Annotated in this window: 18 protein-coding genes; 7 read left to right on the forward strand and 11 right to left on the reverse strand. The window is 46.1% G+C overall.

The genetic code is table 11. From position 1 onward, the window contains the following. Window positions 1-2 precede the first annotated feature (2 nt). On the reverse strand, window positions 3-1,508 hold the full coding sequence (locus tag PTW35_RS22985) for a UDP-N-acetylmuramoyl-L-alanyl-D-glutamate--2,6-diaminopimelate ligase (RefSeq protein WP_281027620.1): 1,506 nt from the start codon (window positions 1,506-1,508) through the stop codon (window positions 3-5). 219 nt (window positions 1,509-1,727) lie between these two features. Between PTW35_RS22985 and PTW35_RS22990 the strand changes: the two genes are divergently transcribed. The 4 genes from PTW35_RS22990 (at window position 1,728) to PTW35_RS23005 (ending at window position 4,900) form a co-directional block, all read left to right on the forward strand. Further along, window positions 1,728-2,354, forward strand: a complete 627-nt coding sequence (locus PTW35_RS22990) for a LysR substrate-binding domain-containing protein (RefSeq protein WP_281029130.1) — start codon at window positions 1,728-1,730, stop codon at window positions 2,352-2,354. A 236-nt stretch (window positions 2,355-2,590) separates the two neighbouring features. Beyond that, entirely contained in the window at window positions 2,591-3,400 is an 810-nt protein-coding gene (locus tag PTW35_RS22995) for a hypothetical protein (protein ID WP_281027621.1), read from the forward strand. Between the two features lie 165 nt (window positions 3,401-3,565). Continuing rightward, a complete protein-coding gene (locus PTW35_RS23000) occupies window positions 3,566-4,534 on the forward strand; it encodes a LysR family transcriptional regulator (protein ID WP_281027622.1) in 969 nt (322 codons plus the stop codon). Between the two features lie 162 nt (window positions 4,535-4,696). After that, entirely contained in the window at window positions 4,697-4,900 is a 204-nt protein-coding gene (locus tag PTW35_RS23005) for a hypothetical protein (RefSeq protein ID WP_044620958.1), read from the forward strand. A gap of 163 nt (window positions 4,901-5,063) precedes the next feature. On the opposite strand, the gene PTW35_RS23010 is transcribed toward PTW35_RS23005, so the two are convergent. From PTW35_RS23010 to PTW35_RS23025, 4 genes are all read right to left on the reverse strand, one after another. Then, window positions 5,064-6,374: a carbohydrate porin gene (locus PTW35_RS23010; RefSeq protein WP_281027623.1), complete on the reverse strand. Its 1,311-nt coding sequence runs from the start codon at window positions 6,372-6,374 to the stop codon at window positions 5,064-5,066. Between the two features lie 117 nt (window positions 6,375-6,491). After that, window positions 6,492-6,839: a RidA family protein gene (locus tag PTW35_RS23015; RefSeq protein WP_281027624.1), complete on the reverse strand. Its 348-nt coding sequence runs from the start codon at window positions 6,837-6,839 to the stop codon at window positions 6,492-6,494. 108 nt (window positions 6,840-6,947) lie between these two features. Continuing rightward, window positions 6,948-8,225: a membrane dipeptidase gene (locus PTW35_RS23020; RefSeq protein ID WP_281027625.1), complete on the reverse strand. Its 1,278-nt coding sequence runs from the start codon at window positions 8,223-8,225 to the stop codon at window positions 6,948-6,950. Window positions 8,226-8,363: 138 nt separating this feature from the next. Further along, window positions 8,364-9,362, reverse strand: a complete 999-nt coding sequence (locus tag PTW35_RS23025) for an AraC family transcriptional regulator (protein ID WP_281027626.1) — start codon at window positions 9,360-9,362, stop codon at window positions 8,364-8,366. A 122-nt stretch (window positions 9,363-9,484) separates the two neighbouring features. Here PTW35_RS23025 and PTW35_RS23030 point away from each other — a divergent pair, with 122 nt between their 5' ends. After that, window positions 9,485-11,044: an L-serine ammonia-lyase, iron-sulfur-dependent, subunit alpha gene (locus tag PTW35_RS23030; protein ID WP_281027627.1), complete on the forward strand. Its 1,560-nt coding sequence runs from the start codon at window positions 9,485-9,487 to the stop codon at window positions 11,042-11,044. A gap of 71 nt (window positions 11,045-11,115) precedes the next feature. Beyond that, on the forward strand, window positions 11,116-12,138 hold the full coding sequence (locus PTW35_RS23035; RefSeq protein WP_281027628.1) for an AraC family transcriptional regulator: 1,023 nt from the start codon (window positions 11,116-11,118) through the stop codon (window positions 12,136-12,138). A 175-nt stretch (window positions 12,139-12,313) separates the two neighbouring features. Here PTW35_RS23035 and tnpA read toward each other — a convergent pair whose 3' ends face one another. Further along, entirely contained in the window at window positions 12,314-12,748 is a 435-nt protein-coding gene (tnpA, locus tag PTW35_RS23040) for an IS200/IS605 family transposase (RefSeq protein ID WP_039460255.1), read from the reverse strand. 172 nt (window positions 12,749-12,920) lie between these two features. Continuing rightward, window positions 12,921-13,550, reverse strand: coding sequence for a hypothetical protein (locus tag PTW35_RS23045; RefSeq protein WP_281027629.1), 630 nt, complete (start codon window positions 13,548-13,550; stop codon window positions 12,921-12,923). A 394-nt stretch (window positions 13,551-13,944) separates the two neighbouring features. Between PTW35_RS23045 and PTW35_RS23050 the strand changes: the two genes are divergently transcribed. Further along, window positions 13,945-15,066 (forward strand): MFS transporter, encoded by a 1,122-nt coding sequence (locus PTW35_RS23050; RefSeq protein ID WP_281027630.1) that lies wholly within the window; start codon window positions 13,945-13,947, stop codon window positions 15,064-15,066. Between the two features lie 89 nt (window positions 15,067-15,155). Here the strand turns inward: PTW35_RS23050 and PTW35_RS23055 are convergent, their stop codons facing one another. From PTW35_RS23055 to iolC, 4 genes are read right to left on the reverse strand one after another with little or no spacing between them, the layout of a single operon-like run. Next, window positions 15,156-16,664, reverse strand: a complete 1,509-nt coding sequence (locus PTW35_RS23055; RefSeq protein WP_039469438.1) for a CoA-acylating methylmalonate-semialdehyde dehydrogenase — start codon at window positions 16,662-16,664, stop codon at window positions 15,156-15,158. Window positions 16,665-16,679: 15 nt separating this feature from the next. After that, complete coding sequence (gene iolE, locus PTW35_RS23060; RefSeq protein WP_281027631.1) at window positions 16,680-17,588, reverse strand: myo-inosose-2 dehydratase; 909 nt, start codon at window positions 17,586-17,588, stop codon at window positions 16,680-16,682. Between the two features lie 11 nt (window positions 17,589-17,599). After that, window positions 17,600-19,450 carry a 3D-(3,5/4)-trihydroxycyclohexane-1,2-dione acylhydrolase (decyclizing) gene (iolD, locus tag PTW35_RS23065; protein WP_281027632.1) on the reverse strand — a complete coding sequence of 617 codons (1,851 nt, stop codon included), beginning with the start codon at window positions 19,448-19,450 and terminating at the stop codon, window positions 17,600-17,602. 11 nt (window positions 19,451-19,461) lie between these two features. Then, window positions 19,462-21,369: a 5-dehydro-2-deoxygluconokinase gene (gene iolC, locus PTW35_RS23070; protein WP_281027633.1), complete on the reverse strand. Its 1,908-nt coding sequence runs from the start codon at window positions 21,367-21,369 to the stop codon at window positions 19,462-19,464. Window positions 21,370-21,545 lie beyond the last annotated feature (176 nt).

A 21,545-nucleotide genomic window follows, 5' to 3' on the forward strand; every position in this document is an offset into this window, starting at 1 on the left:
GCTTATTTAACCATCAAATCTGCAGGTTCTTCATATTCAGAAAACCCAGCAACAAGCTGTAATCCGATGTTTTCAGCAGATAGGCGCAACGCATCTAGATCTCCCAAATACGGCTCGGCTTCATTCTTGTTGCTAGTGATGTACTGGTATTTCTCGTGGCCTTTACCGCAAAGCAGCAACACATCGCCTTGCTGAAGCTCAGCAGTGGCTGTTTTGATCGCCAACAGCCTGTCTTCCAAACAAGTGACCGCTTTATCAGGATTAAATGGCAACTTGCTGGTTAGTGCGCTGAACAATTCATCCTGATTCACACCCAAGGGATTATCAGTCGTCAACACCAATCGCTCTGACTGGCTAAAGCACAACTCTCCGATACCAGCCGCATCAGCAAGCCTCTCACCTGTCACACCGATCACGGTAACAACCTTACCTGTATTATGTTCACGGACATTGTGGTATAGATTGCTCAGGCTATCGTAATTATGCGCATAATCGAGGATCGCCGTGGCTCCATTGCTCAGCGGGTACACTTCACTCCGCCCTGGAGCTGGGATCATCACCTCGAAAAATGTCAATACCTCGTCAATTGGCATTCCCAACCCCAGCATAGACGCAATAATGGCAAGGCTATTTTCAATATTGAAACGAAATGGCAAGCTAGATACCACTTGATATTCTGCACCTTGATATACCAAGCTAAACTGGCTGCCACAGCATGCAGATCGAATCTTTGCAGCAAAGAGGTCAGCGGTTACATCAGTACAACTAAAAGTAATGACCTCACAACGGCTTCTACAGCGTTCTATCACTGAAAGGGACTGTTCATCATCCAAGTTCACAATGGCTACGCCACCTGGTTTTAGCCTATCAATTAGTCGAAGTTTGGCTTGAATGTAGTCTTCACGATGTTTGTGATAATCAAGGTGATCGGAACCAATGTTGGTGATAATGACAATATCGAAGTCGATATGTGTCACCCTATCCTGCGATAATGCATGGCTGCTCACCTCCATGACATGGTGAGAAACATCACGTTGCTCCATTGCATGGAATAGGTTCAGCAAGGTAATGGCATCTGGTGTGGTGTTATCTAACGGGTAATAAACATCATCAAATGAACTACCAAGTGTACCTGTATAAGCTGATTTACCCTTGAGGTTGAGCAACTGGTTAAGGCAATAAGCGACGGTTGTTTTTCCGTTAGTACCTGTCACCCCAATATGCTTAATCTTATCTTGAGGATAAGAATAGTATTGGTTGATCAAACTGACTGTCGTACTGTGGCTGGGTGTCACCAAGCAGGGCACTGCCAAGTCCAGAGGACGATTCGCTATCACGCCGCAAGCGCCACGCGCTACCGCATCTTCAGCAGACAAATGACTATCCCAAGTTAAGCCTTGTCGGCAGACAAACACATCACCCGACTTGACCTTCTGGCTGTGCGTCTTGAATTCCTTTACTGGCAGTGATGCTAATGACGTTAATACTTTTTGGTGGCTACTGTTCATGCTGGTCTCACCCTCAAGGGCATGGTGCTAATAGTTGTTATCTCAACGTTTCGTCGAAGTAATTCGTCAAAACTGTACGTCGAATAATGTCATCAATAATGCTATTTTTGCGCTATCGAGGTTATCAACGAAATCTAATGGGGAGCGCTATCAATCATCCGCGAAGACATTCTTCTCCCAAATGTTTTTGAGCCGGAAGAATACCACGACAAGTTTATAATTGGCCTATCAGACTACGCAGAACAAGTGTTTGGTCCAACCCTTTTTGATCAACTGCTTAGTGATTGTCCAAACAGTCAGGTGTTATTCAAAGCCATCGATCCCTCCAACTGCGTATCTGCGCTTGAATCAGGTGATATAGACTTGGCGATTGGCGTGTTTAAAGCCCTTCCCGAGAGCCTAGTTCGCACCTTTCTGTATCGTGAGCGTCATGTCTGTTTGTTCGATAACTCTGTTTTACAAGTCAAATTACCTATCAGTCTTGATGATTACCTAGCGACTCCACAAATGGTGATCACGGCCAATCGTGAATTAACCTCTGCGGTCGATATCACTCTGACGGACATGAAAAAAAAACGAAAAGTCGTGCTTGGCTCCACCCGCTTTCTTACCTTACGCCATATGCTAATGGGCAGGCGCCTCCTTTGCGTCATGGCCGAGCTGGTTGGTCGCTCAGCACCAAATAGTGAAAGCGTCACGATTTGTGAGGCGCCCATCCCTATTCCAGATTTTGATATAGAAATGATCACCCGCCGCCGAGACAGTTTACACCCAAAGCAAAAGTGGCTTACTAAGCATGTTACCTCGATCATTCAGCAAAAAGTTGAAGAGCTGATGAAGGCATAAACTATAGATTTAAAACAGATATGAAACTTACGAAAACCCACAATAAAATACCGTTCAATTGTATTTGAAATCCAATAGAACAATATTCTTTTACTGGCAATCAGCAAATTTTATCAGCGATATCAATAAGAGTAATTATCCTCAACCCAATAAAACAACGTATAAATACGCCATAGATTACATTTACTACTCCAAACACCGGCTTACACGGTAGGTCATCACTATGGTGAATTGAAATGAAAAAACTCTTTGCTGTTCTTGCCGTTGCATTACTCGCTGGTTGTAACTCATCAAGTGACTCTACTGATGACAAGACACTACCACCAGCAACTCATTTACCTGAAATTGAAGTTCCGGAGAGACCGCAGCCTCAACTTCCACCCGAACACTTACCAGGTGATGATACCTCACCCGATCGCCCAACCCCAGACAACTGGTATCAGGAAGTTTCAGACCGCTTTGGTATGACGGTTGCAGCGCTTCACAAAGCATGTAGCTTTGAGGGTGAGCATCTGCAATATGAGGTATTTACCGGTTGTAGCTGGCAAAATGAAACGCTGACGGTTACATATTACGTTGCAAAAAATACCGGTAACAGCGACCCTGGCGATAGCAGCAGCAACTTTGAACACAACTTCACCTGGGTAGTGAATGATGCCAACATTGATGCGGGGAAAATCTGGCCGCAAGCTAATCATCTGGCAACAGGCCTAGATGGTAAAGAAATGCATATTGAGTATGGAAAAATATGGTATTCATTAAGCTTCTGCGATAATGGCCTCTGTACCGAAGATGGCGAATATAATTACATCGAGCACCCTCTCAGCCATATTTCAGATAATAACCATGTTTTCTCTGATGGTACGCCACTAGATGGTGGGGAATCAGACTTCGTCATAGACTCATACCGTACGGCTGAACGACTGTTCTTTATCGTTCACTTTACAGACAACCATACAAACTATGTTTACAAACGCCCACTGATGATGGACACAGCTTATCCTGCAATCATCTACGATGTCTTAGCACCTGCATTCGGCTATTAAACCACTAGCATTGAGAGGGACTCAGCTCCCTCTCAATGCCGCTTTTCCCATTATTGCCCCTATGAAACATTGCTTAATCTCAGAATTCTGTTCGCCATTAAAAAGTTTCACCGCCAATGTCGTTCAGCTGATTAGTCTGCTGATATACTTAAGGAAAATTTCGATATGGACTTTGTAATGACACAGCGTGATGCCAACAGCTTAGACTTGAACATGCTCAAGTTATTGGTCGTGTTATACCAAGAAAAAAATATGCGTAAAGCAGCAAACCGGCTACATGTCAGCCAACCTGCTGTGAGCCATTCGTTGAAAAAACTTCGTGAGCACTTTGACGATCAGCTGTTTGTCAAAGTCCCGAAAGGCTTGGAGCCAACGCCTTTAGCCCACCAAATTGCTGGTGTGGCCAACTCGTATCTAGAAGGCTTAACCAGAGAATTAAACAATCTCACTGAGTTTGATCCTAAATACATAGATCAAACTGTTCGTATAGCAATCGCAGGGCCGATTTTGACATGCATTGCTGGAAGTTTACATAGAAAAATCAGGGAACAAGCGCCAAATATCCAGCTTGAAATTGTGACTTGGGCCCAGCAAACCCCAAATGACTTGGCGCAAAATAAAATCATCCTTGCGATTAACTACAGCTCCGTTCCGCACACGAAACAGATATACAGTAAAAAGCTCGTTGATTTCAATCCCACAGTGATTTTCAGAAAAGACCACCCTCTAGCATCTAAGCAACTTGAACTGCCAGATTTTGCTAAATACGAGCTTGCCTCTCTAATCATTCCGGGCTGGAACGATCAAATCGTATATGCCGTTGAAACGTTGAAACAATACGGAGTGGAGGCAAAAGTCGGTATTCGCTCTGAAGTACTCCTTGCATTAATCGACGTCATCAGCCAAACCGATATGTATATCGCGCATAATGACTTCTTTCCGATACAACATTTTCCACACCTCAAAATGAAGTCTGTCGCTAATTTAGTGGAGCCAGAGGACTATCAGCTCAGCGTAAACAGCTTTTGTCATATTAAAGATCACCACAGCAATCTGGTGAACTGGCTAAGTGGATTAGTGAAAGAAAGTTTGCAAGAACAAATTGAAACCTCTGCCTGTTACTGCAAAGAGTAAAAGAAGGTGTGCTAGATAGCGAAGAGCTCGAACACATTATGCGACTGTCTTTGTAAAATTTGATAAATTCACCCATTTATCAAACTAATCTTCCGAGGTTGTTTCTAAGTGACTGCTTTTAAACTATGTTTAAAGAATAATTGAAACGGATGGAGAATTACAATGCCGCTGCTAGCCTGTCCACTGTGTGAAAAATCGATTTCCAAACGTGCCCATGCCTGCCCCAACTGTGGTGAGCCGGACCCATTCCGTTACCATAGTCGAAAAAGTTGGATCGAACGCATTGTCTGGACAATGGTGATCGCATTTATTGTCATCTATGGTTGGCTGGAGTTACTTCCGATGTTTATTGAAGCGATTCGCTAGGCCGCTCAGGGAAAACGTTTCATTTACCATCAAAACTCTCTGCAACTGTCACGATAAACGGACTGGCTGTAGTAACAGTATCTCTGGCTGACAGATAAAAACACATTGTATCTGCTACTTTATATACTGTTACTATCTTGCTTTAATTCGCCCGTGAGGGCTTTTAAAAACTCACTCGGGCACGAAGACCCGTGACCCACATACTCTCCACACTGGAGGAATAGGCCGGGTTTGCCAGGTACTGCAAACTAGGTGTTATTGCCAAATTATTTGATACCTGGAATCGATAAAACAGCTCAGTGGTTGATTGCGAATCACGGCTTCGGATTCCCTTTTCATCAAACTTACCCCAGTTGACCGCCACCCCAATCAGGTCGCCGCTCGCCTTAAACTTATAAAGCATGCCTGCTGTTGCCGAGCGATTATAAAAATCATGATTCCCTTGCGAAAAGCCTATCCGGAAAAATGGCATATAGGTCTCCCTAAACGTCCAGTTGGCCCCGATTGCTGCCCCGTACACGGCCTCCTGTCCGACTTGGCCAGCTCCGCCAATATAGTCCTCCCGTTCATCCGTATGCCAGGCCATTAAATGAATATTTTTGTAATAGCGTTGATCTTTAGATGGTGTCCATCCTAGATGAACCCACTTGAAAAACTCGGAACCACCATCAAGAAACGCCAAATCATCACCGGCAAAACCGTTGGCATCATTAATCCCGGCTATAACATATGTTGAGCTATCGAACCAATGGCCAGCCCCTATCCCCCAGCTGACATCAGGAAAAGTAACTGAAGGTTCTAGCAGTATATTCAAGTTTGAGAAGGTCGTCTGCGGATTTGCATAGCCAAGGATGTTCATATAATCATTGGGATCGAAACTACCTACGATAAACCCAGAATTGCCACCATTAAGGCTCTGGTTCCAGGTTAAAGTTAGTATATTAAATTTCCCGTCCAAATCGCCAAAATGGGCGGCAGCAATACCGTAATAGCCAAATCCACCAAATGTACCCGGAGCAGTATCCGAGAAAGCGTGACGGTTATTCACAACCATAGAAATTGAGCTGTAATTGCGGCTCCCGGCCCCGTTCACGATCCAGTTTGCGGCAATACGGAAATCACCGGATACACCGTAGTCGTCATAGCCTGCGTCGACATCGCTATAAGAGTGGTAAAGGGTTGCATAATGACCGGAAACTGATAGGCCGAACTCCTCATGCAGGTCTGCTTTGTATTCTCTCCAAGGAGCAATCCATTGATCTAACTGCGGAACCCGAACATAAGGCTCAGCTTGCTTATCTTCGTACAATTGTCCCTGGGGAGAAGTCTTTCCACCAAAATTGGGGATCTCTTTATTCTGCTCTGCAGAGACCTCATTGGCTAATCGAGTTTTATCAGAAGCTTGAGTACTTACTGGAATCACAAGTGATACTATTAAAATCAAATTACCGATATTCTGGCTTTGATTATTCATTATTATCTTAACCACAGACTGGATGATACTAAATAAGCCCTGTTCTCAGGTCAGGGCTTAAGCTAAAAAACTTAATCGTTTATATTTATAAAAGTGTAGGAATTAATATATAGCCAGCTATACAATGGCTGTAATTGTCAACTCAACTAAACATGCTTCTGAAAACATTTTAGACTCGACACATGTACGTACAGGGGCCTCATCACCAGCAATCCAGGTATCGTAAGCTGCATTAAATGATGCGTAGTCTTTTTCAATATCCTTCAGGTGTACCAAGATACTCACAACTTTAGACTTATCACTTCCGCACTCAGCGAGTAGTTCATCTACTTGAGCAAACGTATTATCTGCTTGTCCTTTAATGTCCAGAGTCTGATCTGTTGAAAACTGACCACATAGATAAACCGTATTGTTCACGATTTTCGCTTTGCAATAACGCCCCATAGGACTAATAGTTTTAATCATTTCAATTTTCCAGGTGAAAAATGTATCAGAACAAATTGATGGTTTAATATAAGATCTACCAATACTTATATACTTACCATTTGGTAACAATTAATTAGATTTTAATGCTTAATTCCAATTAGCCGCGTAGACACGCATCAGGTTTTCACCCAGAAAGCCGCGAACGTCTTTTTCTGACCAACCATACTTCTCTTCAAGAATACGAGCAACAGCCCAAATGTCACGAGCACTTACATTTTGCATATATCCACCGAACCCTTTCTCAGGCGGATAAATATCCACATTAGGCACCTGCCCCATCAACATCTCTTCATATGCATGAAGGTAGTCTGTGGAGAAGCAAGTTTTGTCACGACCTACAAGATTTGCTGTATATTCAACGTGCTCAGCAAAAATTTCTGGTGTCGCTTCGCCTGTAGGACCAAGAAAAAGACCAATACCAGTCGAACAAATAGCCCCTCCGGTAGAAGCAACCGCTTTAATAGCTTCATCACTCATATTGCGACTGACATCGTAGACCCCGGCAGCGTTTGAATGAGATGCCAAAATAGGCTTGGTAGAATACTTAGCCGCGTCAATAGCTGTCTGATCTGACGAATGAGATACATCAATAACCATTCCGTACTTGTTCATCTGACGAATATACTGCTTACCTAATTCCGTGATACCTTCGTCTTTATCGGTACGGCTAACAGCACTACCGGTCGCCAAAGGGTTATTTCCGTTATACACAAAATTCATGGCACGTATGCCTGCTTCTTTGGCTTTTTTTATGTTGGCTAGATCTTTGACGACGAAATCTGCACCTTGTGTGTTATACATCAGTGCCATTTTGCCTTCATCCTTCGCCTCGCGGATGTCATCTACGGTATCTACATGGGTCAATTTCATACCGTCAGCGACATTATTGGACTGAAGGATACGCTGAAACGGGTCACTCCCATCACTTCCGTCTGTCGGAAATGCATAGACAGTAGCCGATGCCATAGTCATACCAGCATTGTAGTTAGCCAAAAGACCACGAGCAAAAGACTCTTCTGTGTTATCTACGATACCTACAGAATTGGGAAGAATTGAATTGATAGCAATTGCATCTTGATATTTAACCCTGTAAGGAATGTCCTTAGTTTTTGCAAGATCAGAGCTTGTGTTTTCGTAAAATTCTACTAAGTGCTTCACTCGCTGTTTGAGTTGCTCTTTAGTCTTTCCACGCGGGTTCCATAGAGGAGCTTTAACATCCACATTACTAATAACTTTGCCGTTGACCTCATATTGAGGAGCGGTATCGCTATAACCTTGATGGATCGGCTGAATTGTCGCATCAGCCGCGAAAACAGAAACAGATAAAGCAGCAGAGGTAGCAATAGCTATCGTTGATAATTTCATATCAGTGACCTTTTAATGGTTATCGGTATAGAAGCTATGCTAGCGACAAATAGCGCCACAGACCTACCATTTCGGGCCAACTGTTTTTTGTTTACTCAATAAATAATAACGATCATTAGCCGTACAGGGTAATAATGATCATGGCTGGTTAATATCGCGATACTGTTTTGGCGTTACCCCTTCTGCGCGTTTAAAGGCTCTCGAGAAATGGTTGCTTAAGGTATAGCCCAACGCAAAAGCAATCTCAGAAATAGGCTTATCGCCGTAAACAAGTTGATGCTTTGCAATATCAATAATCATTGTTTCTAACAACTTGGTATAGCTGGTCCCTTCTTCATGTAGCCTGCGCTTCAGTGTCCTTGGAGTTAAGCCTGTTATTTCTGCTGCCTTTTCCAGGGTCGGACGCCCTTCACCAAAATAAAGTGGCAGTGAGTGACGCAAGGTATTGGAGACTGTTTTTGTTATCCCGCTAGCCGCTTTTATACGGTTGGCTCGCCATTTCTCATCAACTGGAGATTCCAGCAAAAAGTCATCCATCTCCAGAGCGCTATATTCCCGGCCGGTGTAAAACTGAATACTATGCCCCGGATAGAGCCGCTGGCAGAGATTCCTGGCATCAGTCATAAGACAGATTTCGGCTGGCACCCAGGGCCTAGCAACAAGCAACCGAATAAGTTCACCAAATACTGAAACCATATATAGCTCTGATAGTAAGAACCAGGGCTCTTCACAATACTCACGCTTTCGGTAAAACCAGGTTCGGCCAAACTGCAGCTCGAGTCCGAAATTCGAGTCCAGCGATGTTTTAAAAATATTGGCGCAAATAGTTTCAACCGCTTCTTTTACTGTAAGACACTCACTCATATCAAGTGATTTAAGAAACTTAGCTGCATTTTCTTTAGTCGATTGTTCAATAAAACTAACCAATTCATCATCAGATAAATTGGCCATAAGCAGGTTGTACAATGCCTGCAGCCTTTCCGTAACAATATAGCTGTTACGGGGATACAGCTCTATATCGGCGGGCATAATGGCTTGTTCAAAAATCTGGTAGACATCCAAGTCCATCGTTTTTAAAACCCCCAGCATCGTCAGCACATGCTCAGAGTCTACAACCGCTATAAATCTATTTTTCATTGTTGGTTATCCGTCCTGTCTTTCCCTGATATTACCCTGTTTGGCCCAAAATGGTCATCTTCATTCGATGGGTTTGTTTAACCTATGGCAAACAAACACTGAGAAAATCCAAGGTGAACAAAATGTCTATAGAGCTTTACCCTAGCTTTTTCAATGATGTCATGGCTCCGGTCATGCTGGCCGGTTCATCAAGCCACCTGGCCGCCCCGCAACGCCTAGGCCTGCTGACCCATTTCTTAGCCGCCGGTGAGGCGATCAATAAAATAGAAGTCATTATGGACGAGGAAGGATCATTCGCCGGTACCTTTGGCCTGATGTCTGAAGATATCGGCATGTGCGCAGGCGCAATTGGCCTGCCGGTTGATTCTCCGGAACGTAACGAATGCCACGACATCGCTAGAGAATGCGGCATCGAGGTCGTCTTTACCAAAGCGCCGATGAAAGAAACCGACCACTTGAACGGGATGAAGTTCGAGATCACCACGAGATCGGGCAAGGTCGTCAGCCTGGTCGGCGACTCTATTGGCGGTGGCATGATCCAAACCAAGAAGATCATGGGCTTTGACTATATCTACAAAGGGGATATCAACCTGGTACTGGTGATCAAACGTGACGGCAGCCCAACCATGCTTGACGGCTTGAAGTCGAAAATAACAGGCCTGATGGATTGCAGTATCGACCGCAACGAAAACGGTGTTGCCTACTTCTTTACCACCACCAACAAGCCTAATCTGCAGGAGCTAAAAGCACAGGTACCTGAATGCGAGGTATACTTCCTTGAATGTATTCTTCCAACCCCGACACTGCCCAATCGCAAACCACAGCTGTTTGATAACTCGACGAAATTTGTTGAGCTTTCGCAAAACAGGCCAATGCACGAAATCGCGATAGATTACCAGATCGCCGCAACCGGCATGACACGGGAAGAGATCCTCAAGAAGGTCGATGAGCTGCGCGTACTGATGGTTCGCCAAGTCGAAGTCATGGCCGATGATATCGATCTTGACTACATGCACTGCTACGGTTTCGATACCGGTAACTACAAACGTATTGTCTCTGGGGAGAAGATCCTTGACGAAGCACAATACAATGCGGTGAAGCATTACTTCTCCGTGCTTTCCATGGCACCGAATACGCCTAATGTCGGCTTCCCTCACGGTGCCGGCGGCGGTGTCGTGATGTCTTGCCTGCGCGCGGCACAAATCAAATACGGTTTCTCTGACGAGAAAATGGTCGAAGGCCTGTTAGTGGCTGCAGCATATGGGGCAATTGCCTACACACGCACAGATCCAACCGGAGAAACCATCGGTTGTGCCGGTGAAATGGGACTGAGTGGCGTATTCGCCTCTACAGCCTTGACCTATATTCTCGGGGGTACCCCGGAACAAGTAGAATCAGCGGCCTCAATGGCCATGCAGCTGGCTGTTGGCTGGCCTTGTGACCCGATTGCCGGAGCAAACGGAGACCCATGTACCACGCGTGGTATGGCAGTTGTTACCCTACCATTCACCTATGCCCAGCTGGCACTGGTGGGCCATCTGACACCGCTGCCATTCCACGAAATCCTGGACGTAGCGACCGAAGTGGCCGGAAAATTTGATAGCAGCCTGCTTTGTACTGGGCGCGGAGGCTGTGCCGGCTGCCCGACCGCGTGTTCTTTGAAAAAAGAGCTCGGCGTATAAGTAATCACACCCATCTTTCAAGCCCTACCATTCAGGCAGGGCTTTTTTATTATCTCTCGGATGATTAATCAATGCAGGATAAAGCACTCAAGCAGGCTTATATACCACTAGTCTTATCAAAGCAGGTGGTTACATTTATTAATGTCATCAAAGAACTGGGGGAAGACCACTACCCGCTCCTCAGCAAAACAGACTTGCCTGAAAATATAGAGATTTTAGAAGCAGGTTTTATTACCCGAGAAGTGGTCACCGATTTTTTCGCCACTATGGATTCAGCCCTGCCGGATCATATCAAGTACCAGGTGATCAGGCAGGCTGCTTACCGGAATGCACGCTATATCATCCAATGTTTTAATTTGAAAGCAGCAGAAACCCTCGTTGATGCTCTTTCTATATTCACTTGCTACGCTCAGGGTATTTCAACAGATACTAATTTTGAAGTTAAAACGTATATGGACAAACCATGGCTGATTTGTCGCAGACGACATATCAACAAAACGTGGTTCCGCTTTTCAGAAACTTATGTCGTCTGTGTCCTAATTGAAATTATCCGCCAGTTAATCGGCAAGCAATGGGCAACATCAATGATCCGCATCCAATCCAAATCCATATACCTTGAAGCCTTGCCGCAACCTTTTCAGGGACTACCTGTCTTCGCCTGCCGAGAAGGAACAGGCATCCATATTGGCAACGACCAACTCGACAAAAAAATATCGCACTGGGATCAAACGGACAAGCCTGCCCCTTACCCTCATGACATCTTGCGCCAAAAAAGCTTTGATCTTTCACTGAGGAAGGCTCTGGCCCCATACCTTTGTGAAGGACGGATCAGCCTGCGCAAAGCCACCAAAATTACCAAACTGACAAAGCGTACGCTGCAAAGAAGGCTTAATGATATCAACACGACTTTTTCACAACTGCTTGATGATACCCTCGAAGAGGAAGCAAAACGTTTATTGCAGAGCCAAGAGCTCTCTATCACTCAGGTTTCATATCTGCTTGGCTATATTACCCCTGCACACTTTTCCAGAGCATTTAAGCGTATGACAGAGCAAACCCCAAAAGCGTACCGTCAGCAAATTAATAGTATGTAACTATAATTTTCGGAGTGAATCATTACTTTCTTATAAACAGGTCATTACAACCACAGTCGTTTACTATTGCACCGTCAACACCGTTATATTCTTATTAAACATTTCTCACAGAAGTAAAAGATCCACCTTCTAAAGAAGGTGGCTTTGCATGAGCCCCCTCGAAGGGGGCCTTTGTTTAGTTCAGCGCTAACTCTCCCTGTTCTTGACGCTCTTTCTTCTCTTGATGCCTTACATATCGCCGGATTATTTCTTCATTAATTCCAACGCTATCGACAAAATAGCCTCTTTGCCAAAAGTGATTTCCCCAAAGCTTATTCTTTCTCAAATACGGAAACTTACTGAATAACTTCAAGGCTATTTTGCCTTTCAATACCCCCATCAACTTGGATATTGATAACTTTGGCGGAACCTTTACGACAAGGTGTACATGGTCAACTTGTACATTCAACTCAATGACCTCACATCCAAGTTGATTACAATAGACCTGGATACACCGATAAACCTCTTTACCCACATTGTTCTTCAAAATCCTGAAGCGGTACTTGGGCGTCCATACGATGTGATATTGACATCGCCAAAATACGTGGGAAGCTTGGTTATATCTACTCATGTTATTTGTCCTCTTTGACTTCGCGAAAAATCAAGAGAGCATTTAGCATGAGTAGTACTTCAGGCAAAGCCTCGCTGGATGATAACCACCTACTGAAGTAGGTGGTTTAGGGCTGAAAATAAAAAGCAGCCATTGAAATGGCTGCTTTAATAATTCAAACTAACCGTTTAAGTCAGAAGTTATATTGTAATCCTACGTTGACATTTAAGTTGGCATTTTTTTGATCGATAGCATACAGATAAGGCTCAAGGCCATTATTGAATTTATAACTCAACCAGTATTCATGTTTCTGTGTTTCGATACCAAAAAAGTTCACATACTCTTGCTCTGCATAACGATAAACAAAGCTGAGGTTATCTATCGGTTTAATCACAGCACCAGCACGAAGCTGCTTAACCTCGCCCAAGTCTACGTCACTAACAGCAATACTGTCCGTATACTCTGCATACAAGGCCACTTGCTTGATTGGCGCGTAGGTTACATTTAAGCGTCCATAAACAATATCATCAAAACCTGGCGATAGCGCATTGTCACTACTATAAGCAAAATACCCCACGATCGGAGATACATAGACATTCTTAACAGGAATAAAGGTATGGGTATATTTAATATCAGTGGTGCCCGCCAAACTCTCACCAATTATGCCGATCTTAGACACTGGAGAGATGTTATACTCGGCACCAACCTCATTTGATTCATTTTCTAGGCTATAGTGAACACGGACGTTACCATCCGCGATGGCAACAAATGATAGGGAAACAGCTATAGATAGCAAACCTGTTGTTTTAATAAGTTTGTTCATTGTTTAATATAATCCAAATAATGTTGTGTGAACAAACCTAATTCTTGCCAAATTAATATCTAAAAATTACCTTAACGTGCCACTCCATAGCTTCAAGTGTATAAACGTGCTAACGATCACCTTAATCGCTCCTGAATAAACCATCTATTATGTTAGAAATAGTCAAGAATCCGTTTGTAAACAAAACCAGCTTGATATATGTCAAGGTATTTTGCCTCCTCTTGCCCAATGGCACCCTGAGGTAATTTTAGTGATTTCTACTGCTGTAGTTTACCTACATATCTTTAGCTTTTTCCTGCTTAATTGGAATTAATTCTTAAGATACCCAGTAACGTTATATTTAAAACATAGCATCCATAAATCAAAACTAACATTACACCTTACAGGTAAAAAGATGAACACTATATCAGGGTTACAACGTTTCAGTATTGGTATCAGCTTGTTTCTGGGTTACGCATTATTTGCTGTAGCTTGGAAAGTCGGTGATTTCTATGTGCAATCTTCATTAGGGTTTTCTAACTCACAACTGGCCGACTCTACCGCTTGGCTGAACATCGCCAAGTTAACCACTAACTTTATAGTAGGCATTTTAGTTGCGCGAGTTGCAGCCAAACATTACTTTGCCACAGTCGGAAATGGCTTCTCCATGGGGTTGCTACTTGCAGGTATTGGTCTGGCGATTATGCTAAAAGCCGACACTGAAATGATGGTCATGGCTGGCCGTGCTGTCGTTGGCCTCGGTGGAGGATTAGTTTTATTCTGTCAATCTCCGGTAACGGCATCCGTCTTTTCAGGAAAAGAGCTAAATATCATGAACGGCGTAAACGCTTCTGCCTATAATGTCGGTATTACCGCCGCGATTACTTTATCGGCAACTATCCTAGCCCTGCCGACGGAAACCATGGAGCTTGTTACGTCTATCCTCATTGCTGTATCCGTTGCCCTAGCCATTCTCATATTTCTTTCTTTCAAAAAAGTACAGGTTTCTGAAACCGGTGAGGTGGCTTCGTTCAGTTCTGGCCTCAAAGAGAATTTCAACTGGGTATTCTGTGTCGTCTTCTCTGGTGCCATTGTTTTTTACACCTTATCATTTACCTTTATTGAGCCCGCAAATATCATGAACTTGTTATATGCAGGCATTGTCGGTAACTTCGCCGGTATTTTCTTAGTCGGAAAATTTGATATCCGAAAGCTAGCGGTAACAACGACCGTGTTGGCATCACTGTGTGCAATGCCTTTTGTTTTGTTTGGCTCACAGATTGCAGCAATGGCATTGGGCTTTTTCTTGTTCTGCAGCCTGCCAGCTTTTATCAGCCTTGCCTATATTCGCGAATCCGTTAACCCTAGCTCCTTAGCATTAACATTTATGCTGCTGTGGGTGGGAAGTGACTTGTTAGTGTCACTGATGGTTAAAGTATTTGCCCTAGTATCACCTAACACCGGAAATCTGATCTTACTAGGATTAATCACAACTTATGGGCTAGGCACTGTCTATATCGCCCGTAGATACCGGTAACAAACGATAGCAAGCTACTTGGTAACATATACGAAAAAAAGCCAGGCTCACTATGCAGCCTGGCTTTTTCTTATCATTTCAATTGTTTATTACATCGTCGGCATCACAAAGCTGCTGCTGTGCTGCTCTAAACGAACACTGGCTGGCCAGCGACTGGTCACTGTCTTCATTCGGGTGTAGAAACGAACACCATCGTTGCCGTGAACATTCAACGGGCCAAACACAGAGCGCTTCCAGCCACCGAAACTGTGGAACGCCATCGGAACAGGGATTGGCACGTTAATCCCGACCATACCCGCCAGTACATCTTCACTGAACTGACGAGCGGTTTCGCCATCACGGGTAAAGATCGCGGTACCATTGCCGTACTCGTGACGGTTGATAAGCTCAAGGCCGGTCTGGTAGTCAGGCACACGGACAATCGCAAGCACAGGGCCGAAAATCTCTTCTTGGTAGATGGTCATCTCCGGTGACACATTATCGAACAATGTTGGCCCAACGAAGAAACCATTCTCATGCCCTTCAATGCGGATATCACGGCCATCGACCACCAAAGATGCGCCCTGCTCTACACCCGATGTGATGTATTCACAGATCTTGTCTTTGTGCTGTGAGGAAATCACGGGGCCCATGTCATTTTCAGGGCCTTCAACCACGCCCGGGCCAACTTTCATCACATCAATTTGAGACTTCAGCTTACCGATAAGCTGATCAGCCGTTTCATCACCAACCGCAACTACGACAGACAATGCCATACAACGCTCACCGGCGGCACCATAAGCAGCGCCCATGATCGCGCTTGTCGCCATATCCAGGTCGGCATCAGGCATCAAGATACAGTGGTTCTTCGCACCGCCCAGTGCCTGGCAACGCTTGCCATGCGCTGATGCAGTTGAGTAAATGTACTCAGCAATCGGCGTCGACCCTACGAAGCTGACCGCTTGTACACGCGGATCGGTAAGCAATACATCAACCGCTTCCTTGTCACCGTTCACCACATTAAAGACACCGTCAGGCAAACCGGCTTCTTTAAGCAGCTCGGCCAACACCAATCCTAGAGAGGGATCTTTTTCCGAAGGCTTCAACACAAAAGTATTACCCGTCGCCAAGGCAATCGGGAACATCCACATGGGCACCATTGCCGGAAAGTTGAATGGGGTAATACCCGCACAGACACCTAGTGGCTGCATCAGCGAGTGACTATCGACACCAGTCCCCACATTGGCTGAATGCTCCCCTTTCTGAAGATGCGGAATACCACAGGCAAACTCAACTACCTCAAGGCCACGGGTCACTTCACCCACTGCATCTGAATAAACTTTACCGTGCTCACTTGAGATCAGGCGAGCCAGCTCATCCATGTTCTGCTCAAGCAAGGCTTTGAATTTGAACATCACACGAGCACGCTTGAGCGGCGATGTCTTTGCCCATGCAGGAAATGCCTTATCAGCAGCAGCGATGGCTTCGGCGGTTTCAGCAGCTGAGCTCAATACTACCTGACGGGTCTGCTCACCGGTTGCTGGGTTGAATACCGGGGCAAAGCGCTGGCTGTGACTTTCGCTGATTTGGCCCTGAATGAAGTTTTGAACTGTTTCCATTGTTTGCTCCTGTAATTACTCTTGGCCTTCGCCTTCTAATAGCCCGGCCTCGCGAGCAAGTTCTTGTAAATTATTAAAACCTAAAGTGGCATAGGTCATTGGATGAGCGATTGCAGGGTCCTGCTCAGCTTCCACGACCAACCAGCCCTGATAATTGACGTTTTTTAACTGCTCAAATACTGCTGGATAATTCACACAACCATCGCCCGGAACAGTGAATACGCCATCAAGTACTGCATCAAGGAAGCTGGTATTGCGGTTCTTCACATCAGCCAGTACATCAGCACGAATATCTTTGGTATGAACATGGTTAATCCGGTGGGCCCAACGCGTTGCCACCTGTACCGGATCAGCGCCAGCAAAGGTCAGATGACCGGTATCAAGCAACAGCCCCACTTCTTCACTGGTGTATTCCATCAGGTTATCGATATCTTCAGCAGTCTCGATAACGGTGCCCATATGATGGTGATAGGCTACCTCAACCCCCTGGCTTTTGGTGTACTTGGCAAACTCGCTAAGTTTCTTGCCGTACTCTCGCCATTTATCAGCGGGAAAGTTAGGGCGAAGACGCACCGGTGTATCTTGCTGGCCGTGAATGCATCCGGTGACTTCAGCAAATACCATCACCTTAGCACCCAACTCACGCAGTAAGGTCAAGTGAGGCTGAACCGCTTCGATTTCTTCCTCTACCGTGCGGGTAAGCAATTCGCCGGAGTACCAGCCTGACACCAACTTAAGATCATGATTGGCGAGTATCGGTCCTAGCACACTGGCTTCACGCGGAAACTTATTGCCAAGTTCGAAGCCGGCAAAACCGGCTTGGCGCCCTTCAGTCAAACATGTTGCTAATGGTGTTTCTGCACCCAAAGATGGCAAGTCATCGTTGGTCCAAGTCAGTGGGTTGATACCTAGTTGAACAGTCATGCTAATTCTCCTTAAATCACTTGCTGTTGTTTGGCGATTTCATACCTTGCTCTGGCTGCACGCACTTGTTCGCGCTCAGATACTTCAGGTACTGCCACTTCCCACCATGAACCACCCGATTCAGTCGTACTCAGCGGATCGGTATCCAGGGTGATCACATATGTTGATGTCGCCTGCTTCGCCCGCACCAAGGCTTGCTCTAGCTCTGCAATGTTGGCGACTTTTTCTGCCTGTGCCCCTAGCGAGCGAGCATGGGCGGCAAAATCAGTCTTCGGTGCACCTTCTTCAATGGTGTTACAGTCCTTGAGCAAGTTATTGAAACCAGCCCCGCCGCAAGCATGCTGAAGACGATTGATACAGCCGAATCCACGGTTATCCAGTACCACGAGTACCAACTTGTGCCCTAGCATCACCGAGGTGGAAATTTCGGAATTCAGCATCAGATATGAGCCATCACCGATCATAATGAATACTTCTGAATCCGGTTTAGCCATCTTGACGCCAAGGCCGCCAGCAATTTCATACCCCATGCAAGAGAAGCCATATTCGAGGTGGTACCCTTTGTCATAACGGGTACGCCACAGTTTGTGCAGTTCACCCGGCAACCCACCGGCGGCACAAACGACGATATCTTTCTCGCCCGCCGCGCGGTTAACCGCACCGATAACCTCTGCGTCAGTCGGCAGTGCCGTACCACGATCAGTCATGGCAATAGATACGGTTTTGTTCCACTCCAGACGAAGTGTCTCTGCTTTATTCTGCCAAACCGTCGAGACCTGCCAGTCGACCAGATACTGGGTTAATTGAGGTAATGCCACCTTGGCATCAGCTACCAGAGGGATCCCATAATGCTTCGTTGCATCAAAGCCGTTCACATTCAGCGAAACTATCTTGGCATCGGCTTTAAACAGTGCTCTTGAGCTAGAGGTAAAGTCCTGCACGCGTGTTCCCACCGCGATGATCACGTCCGCTTCAGCAGCCATCTGGTTCACCGCCGCAGATCCTGTCACGCCAATTGAACCAAGGTTGGAAGTATGATCCCAAGGCAATGCCCCTTTACCGGCCTGGGTTTCACCTACTGGTAACTGGTAGGTTTCTACAAACTCACGGAACTGTTCCAACGCGCCGGAATAGTGAATACCGCCACCGGCAATGACCAGCGGTTGCTTAGCCTGTTTGATCAACTCAACAACTTCGGTCAGCTCATGCTCATCTGCCCCAGGTCGGCGCACACGGTGGATTTTCTCTTTAAAGAAATGAAGCGGGTAATCAAACGCCATGGTCTGGACATCTTGCGGAATCGCTATCGTTGCCGGGCCGCACTCAACCGGATCGGTCAACACCCGCATCGCTTGCGGCAAACTATTTAGCAACTGCTCTGGACGGGTGATGCGGTCAAAGAATCGACTCACCGGTTTGAAACAATCATTCGGTGTGATAGTCGCATCACTCCAGTCTTCAACTTGCTGCAGCACAGGGTCCGGTTCACGGGTAGCAAATGTATCGCCCGGCAGAAGCAATACAGGCAGGCGGTTGACATGGGCCAGTGCTGCTGCGGTGACCATATTCAGAGCCCCTGGCCCGACCGATGTTGTCGCCGCCATCATACGTTGGCGGTTATTGGCCTTGGCAAAAGCAATGGCACTGTGCGCCATAGCCTGCTCGTTATGGGCGCGGTAGGTCGGCAGTGCTTCATTGGCGTGATAGAGCGCCTCCCCTAGCCCGGCAACATTACCGTGTCCGAAAATGGCAAACACACCGGCAAACATAGGTTGGATCTCACCGTCGATCTCGACTTTCTGCGCTTGCAGGTATTTCACCAAAGCCTGAGCCATCGTCAGGCGTACCGTATTAACACTCATGCTCGACTCCTTTAGCCACGCTGACGCCACAGGGTTATTAAGTTGTGATAGTTCTGCTTGATCTGCTCAATCAAGCCAGCATCATCAATGTCATTAGCTAGCCACAAACGGGAAGGCTGGCCGAAAATAGTCCTGCCAACGGCAAAACCTTTTACGATATCGGTACTTGCTGCTGCATTGAACCCGGCTTTCAACTCGTTTTCTGGTGCGTCCAGGCCCAGCAATACAACCCCACGACAATACGCATCGCGGTCTCTGATCAGCGCATTCACCTCCTGCCATGATTCAGCAGCCATTGGCGGCAGTTTCCACCAATCCGGTTTCACGCCTAAGTTGTAGAAACGCTGCATCGCGCGCAGATATAGCTCATCGGTGCGCTCCATATCAGCAGGCAAAATCACTTCTAGCAGCAGCTCATGACCTGTCTTGCAGCACGCTTGATACACTTCACACACTTGCTTTTCTTGCTCAAGACGTAACGCGTGATGATCATCAGGGTGGAAGAACACCAGGCACTTAACAACATGCTCCAGCGGCCAATCAATCAGCTGGGTACCAATATTGCCGTGTTCCAGTTCAAGAGGACGGGAAGCTGGCAGCTCTACCGGCCGGCCAATCCACCAGCCTTCCCCGGTAATTTCGTTCAGTACGTCTTGACCAAATGTGCTGTCACACAGCAATCCCGCTTTGCCGGATAAGCCCGCTTCTTCAGCCACTTCGCGACTCGCCTGCAGAATAAGCTTTTTCAGTGACCTGATCCGGCTGATATCGGCATTGGCTTCGCGGGCCATATCGACGAACTGGATACGGTGATCAAAAGCCAGCACACAGAGTTCTTCCCACTCTTTATCCCTTGTCGTTACCCGATGAAGATGGTTTAAACGCTCATCCAGATCAGGACGAGGCACATCACCAGCACGAGACAAGTAATCATCCAACTCTTGTTTCGAAGGCATGGCCGGTGCACAACCATGGCGAGAGACGACCAAGGCACCACAGGCATTGGCATAAGCACAGGCTTTCTCCCAACCTTCATCATTTAGGTAGCCACGCAAAAGGCCCGACATGAAGGCATCGCCTGCACCCAATACATTGAGTACATCTACCCGCACGCCTTGGACGGTAATCCCTTCATCTAGATCATTTGGAATCGCATCAGTGAAGACTGAGCAACCTAGCGGACCACGCTTGCACACTAACTCGGCATTACTCACTTCACGTACGGCTTTCAGCGCTTCCACTGTGTCCGTCGAGCCACCTGCAATGTGGAATTCTTCTTCTGTACCAACAATCAAATCGAACAAGCCCAACACTTCTTGAAGTTGCTCGGTGACCTTGCCTGACTCAATAAAGCGCGTTTCGCCATCTCCCAAGGTAGTTAGCCCCCAAAGCACGGGGCGGTAATCAATATCTATGGCTGTTTTCACGCCGTGCTTACGGGCATAGCGCAAGGCGGTCAGCACGGCTTCGCGGGTATTAGGGTGTGATAGGTGGGTACCAGTAATTGCCAAGCAGCGTGCCGAGGCAATATATTGCTCATCAATATCATCGGCAGTGATAGCCATATCTGCGCAATTATCACGGTAGAAGATCAGTGGGAAGGTGTCTTCATCCTTAATACCAAGGATGACCAAGGCTGTAAGACGTTCTTTATCGGTAATTAAGTGACTGGTATCAACACCAACTCGCTGCAGCTCTTCGCGTAAGAAGCGCCCCATGTGCTCATCCCCAACCCTCGCCAGCATGGAAGACTTCAACCCCTGCCTTGCAGTGCCATAAGCGACGTTGCCTGACGACCCACCGAGATACTTAGAGAAAGTGCCCATATCCTCTAGGCGAGCCCCAATTTGCTGGCCATACAAGTCAACGGCAACTCGCCCCAAACAAATAAGATCCAATTTCTTATTGCTGGTATTCATCCTTTTCACTCCTTCCTTTAACTACCGAGTAGTTAAGAACCGTTCAGATAATGATTAAACTGATTTTCGCAATCGTTGTTGAGAACACCTTTCCCAACCCTCATTGTTTCAATGCCCTTATCATACGAAATATTCATTTCACTTTAAACGAAAAATGAAATGAAAAATATATTTTG

Origin of the sequence: Photobacterium sp. DA100 (assembly GCF_029223585.1) — a bacterium.
Taxonomy (GTDB): domain Bacteria; phylum Pseudomonadota; class Gammaproteobacteria; order Enterobacterales; family Vibrionaceae; genus Photobacterium.

Excerpts from the sequence above, each read along its gene's own strand:
- PTW35_RS22985 (WP_281027620.1), bottom strand. The coding sequence starts at position 1,508 with ATGAACAGTAGCCACCAAAAAGTATTAACGTCATTAGCATCACTGCCA.
- iolE (WP_281027631.1), bottom strand. The coding sequence starts at position 17,588 with ATGACTGTTCAACTAGGTATCAACCCACTGACTTGGACCAACGATGAC.
- PTW35_RS23015 (WP_281027624.1), bottom strand. The coding sequence starts at position 6,839 with ATGATTAAAACTATTAGTCCTATGGGGCGTTATTGCAAAGCGAAAATC.
- PTW35_RS23020 (WP_281027625.1), bottom strand. The coding sequence starts at position 8,225 with ATGAAATTATCAACGATAGCTATTGCTACCTCTGCTGCTTTATCTGTT.
- iolD (WP_281027632.1), bottom strand. The coding sequence starts at position 19,450 with ATGAGTGTTAATACGGTACGCCTGACGATGGCTCAGGCTTTGGTGAAA.
- PTW35_RS23055 (WP_039469438.1), bottom strand. The coding sequence starts at position 16,664 with ATGGAAACAGTTCAAAACTTCATTCAGGGCCAAATCAGCGAAAGTCAC.
- PTW35_RS23000 (WP_281027622.1), top strand. The coding sequence starts at position 3,566 with ATGGACTTTGTAATGACACAGCGTGATGCCAACAGCTTAGACTTGAAC.
- PTW35_RS23005 (WP_044620958.1), top strand. The coding sequence starts at position 4,697 with ATGCCGCTGCTAGCCTGTCCACTGTGTGAAAAATCGATTTCCAAACGT.
- PTW35_RS22995 (WP_281027621.1), top strand. The coding sequence starts at position 2,591 with ATGAAAAAACTCTTTGCTGTTCTTGCCGTTGCATTACTCGCTGGTTGT.
- PTW35_RS23025 (WP_281027626.1), bottom strand. The coding sequence starts at position 9,362 with ATGAAAAATAGATTTATAGCGGTTGTAGACTCTGAGCATGTGCTGACG.
- PTW35_RS23010 (WP_281027623.1), bottom strand. The coding sequence starts at position 6,374 with ATGAATAATCAAAGCCAGAATATCGGTAATTTGATTTTAATAGTATCA.
- PTW35_RS23030 (WP_281027627.1), top strand. The coding sequence starts at position 9,485 with ATGTCTATAGAGCTTTACCCTAGCTTTTTCAATGATGTCATGGCTCCG.
- iolC (WP_281027633.1), bottom strand. The coding sequence starts at position 21,369 with ATGAATACCAGCAATAAGAAATTGGATCTTATTTGTTTGGGGCGAGTT.
- tnpA (WP_039460255.1), bottom strand. The coding sequence starts at position 12,748 with ATGAGTAGATATAACCAAGCTTCCCACGTATTTTGGCGATGTCAATAT.
- PTW35_RS23035 (WP_281027628.1), top strand. The coding sequence starts at position 11,116 with ATGCAGGATAAAGCACTCAAGCAGGCTTATATACCACTAGTCTTATCA.
- PTW35_RS23045 (WP_281027629.1), bottom strand. The coding sequence starts at position 13,550 with ATGAACAAACTTATTAAAACAACAGGTTTGCTATCTATAGCTGTTTCC.
- PTW35_RS23050 (WP_281027630.1), top strand. The coding sequence starts at position 13,945 with ATGAACACTATATCAGGGTTACAACGTTTCAGTATTGGTATCAGCTTG.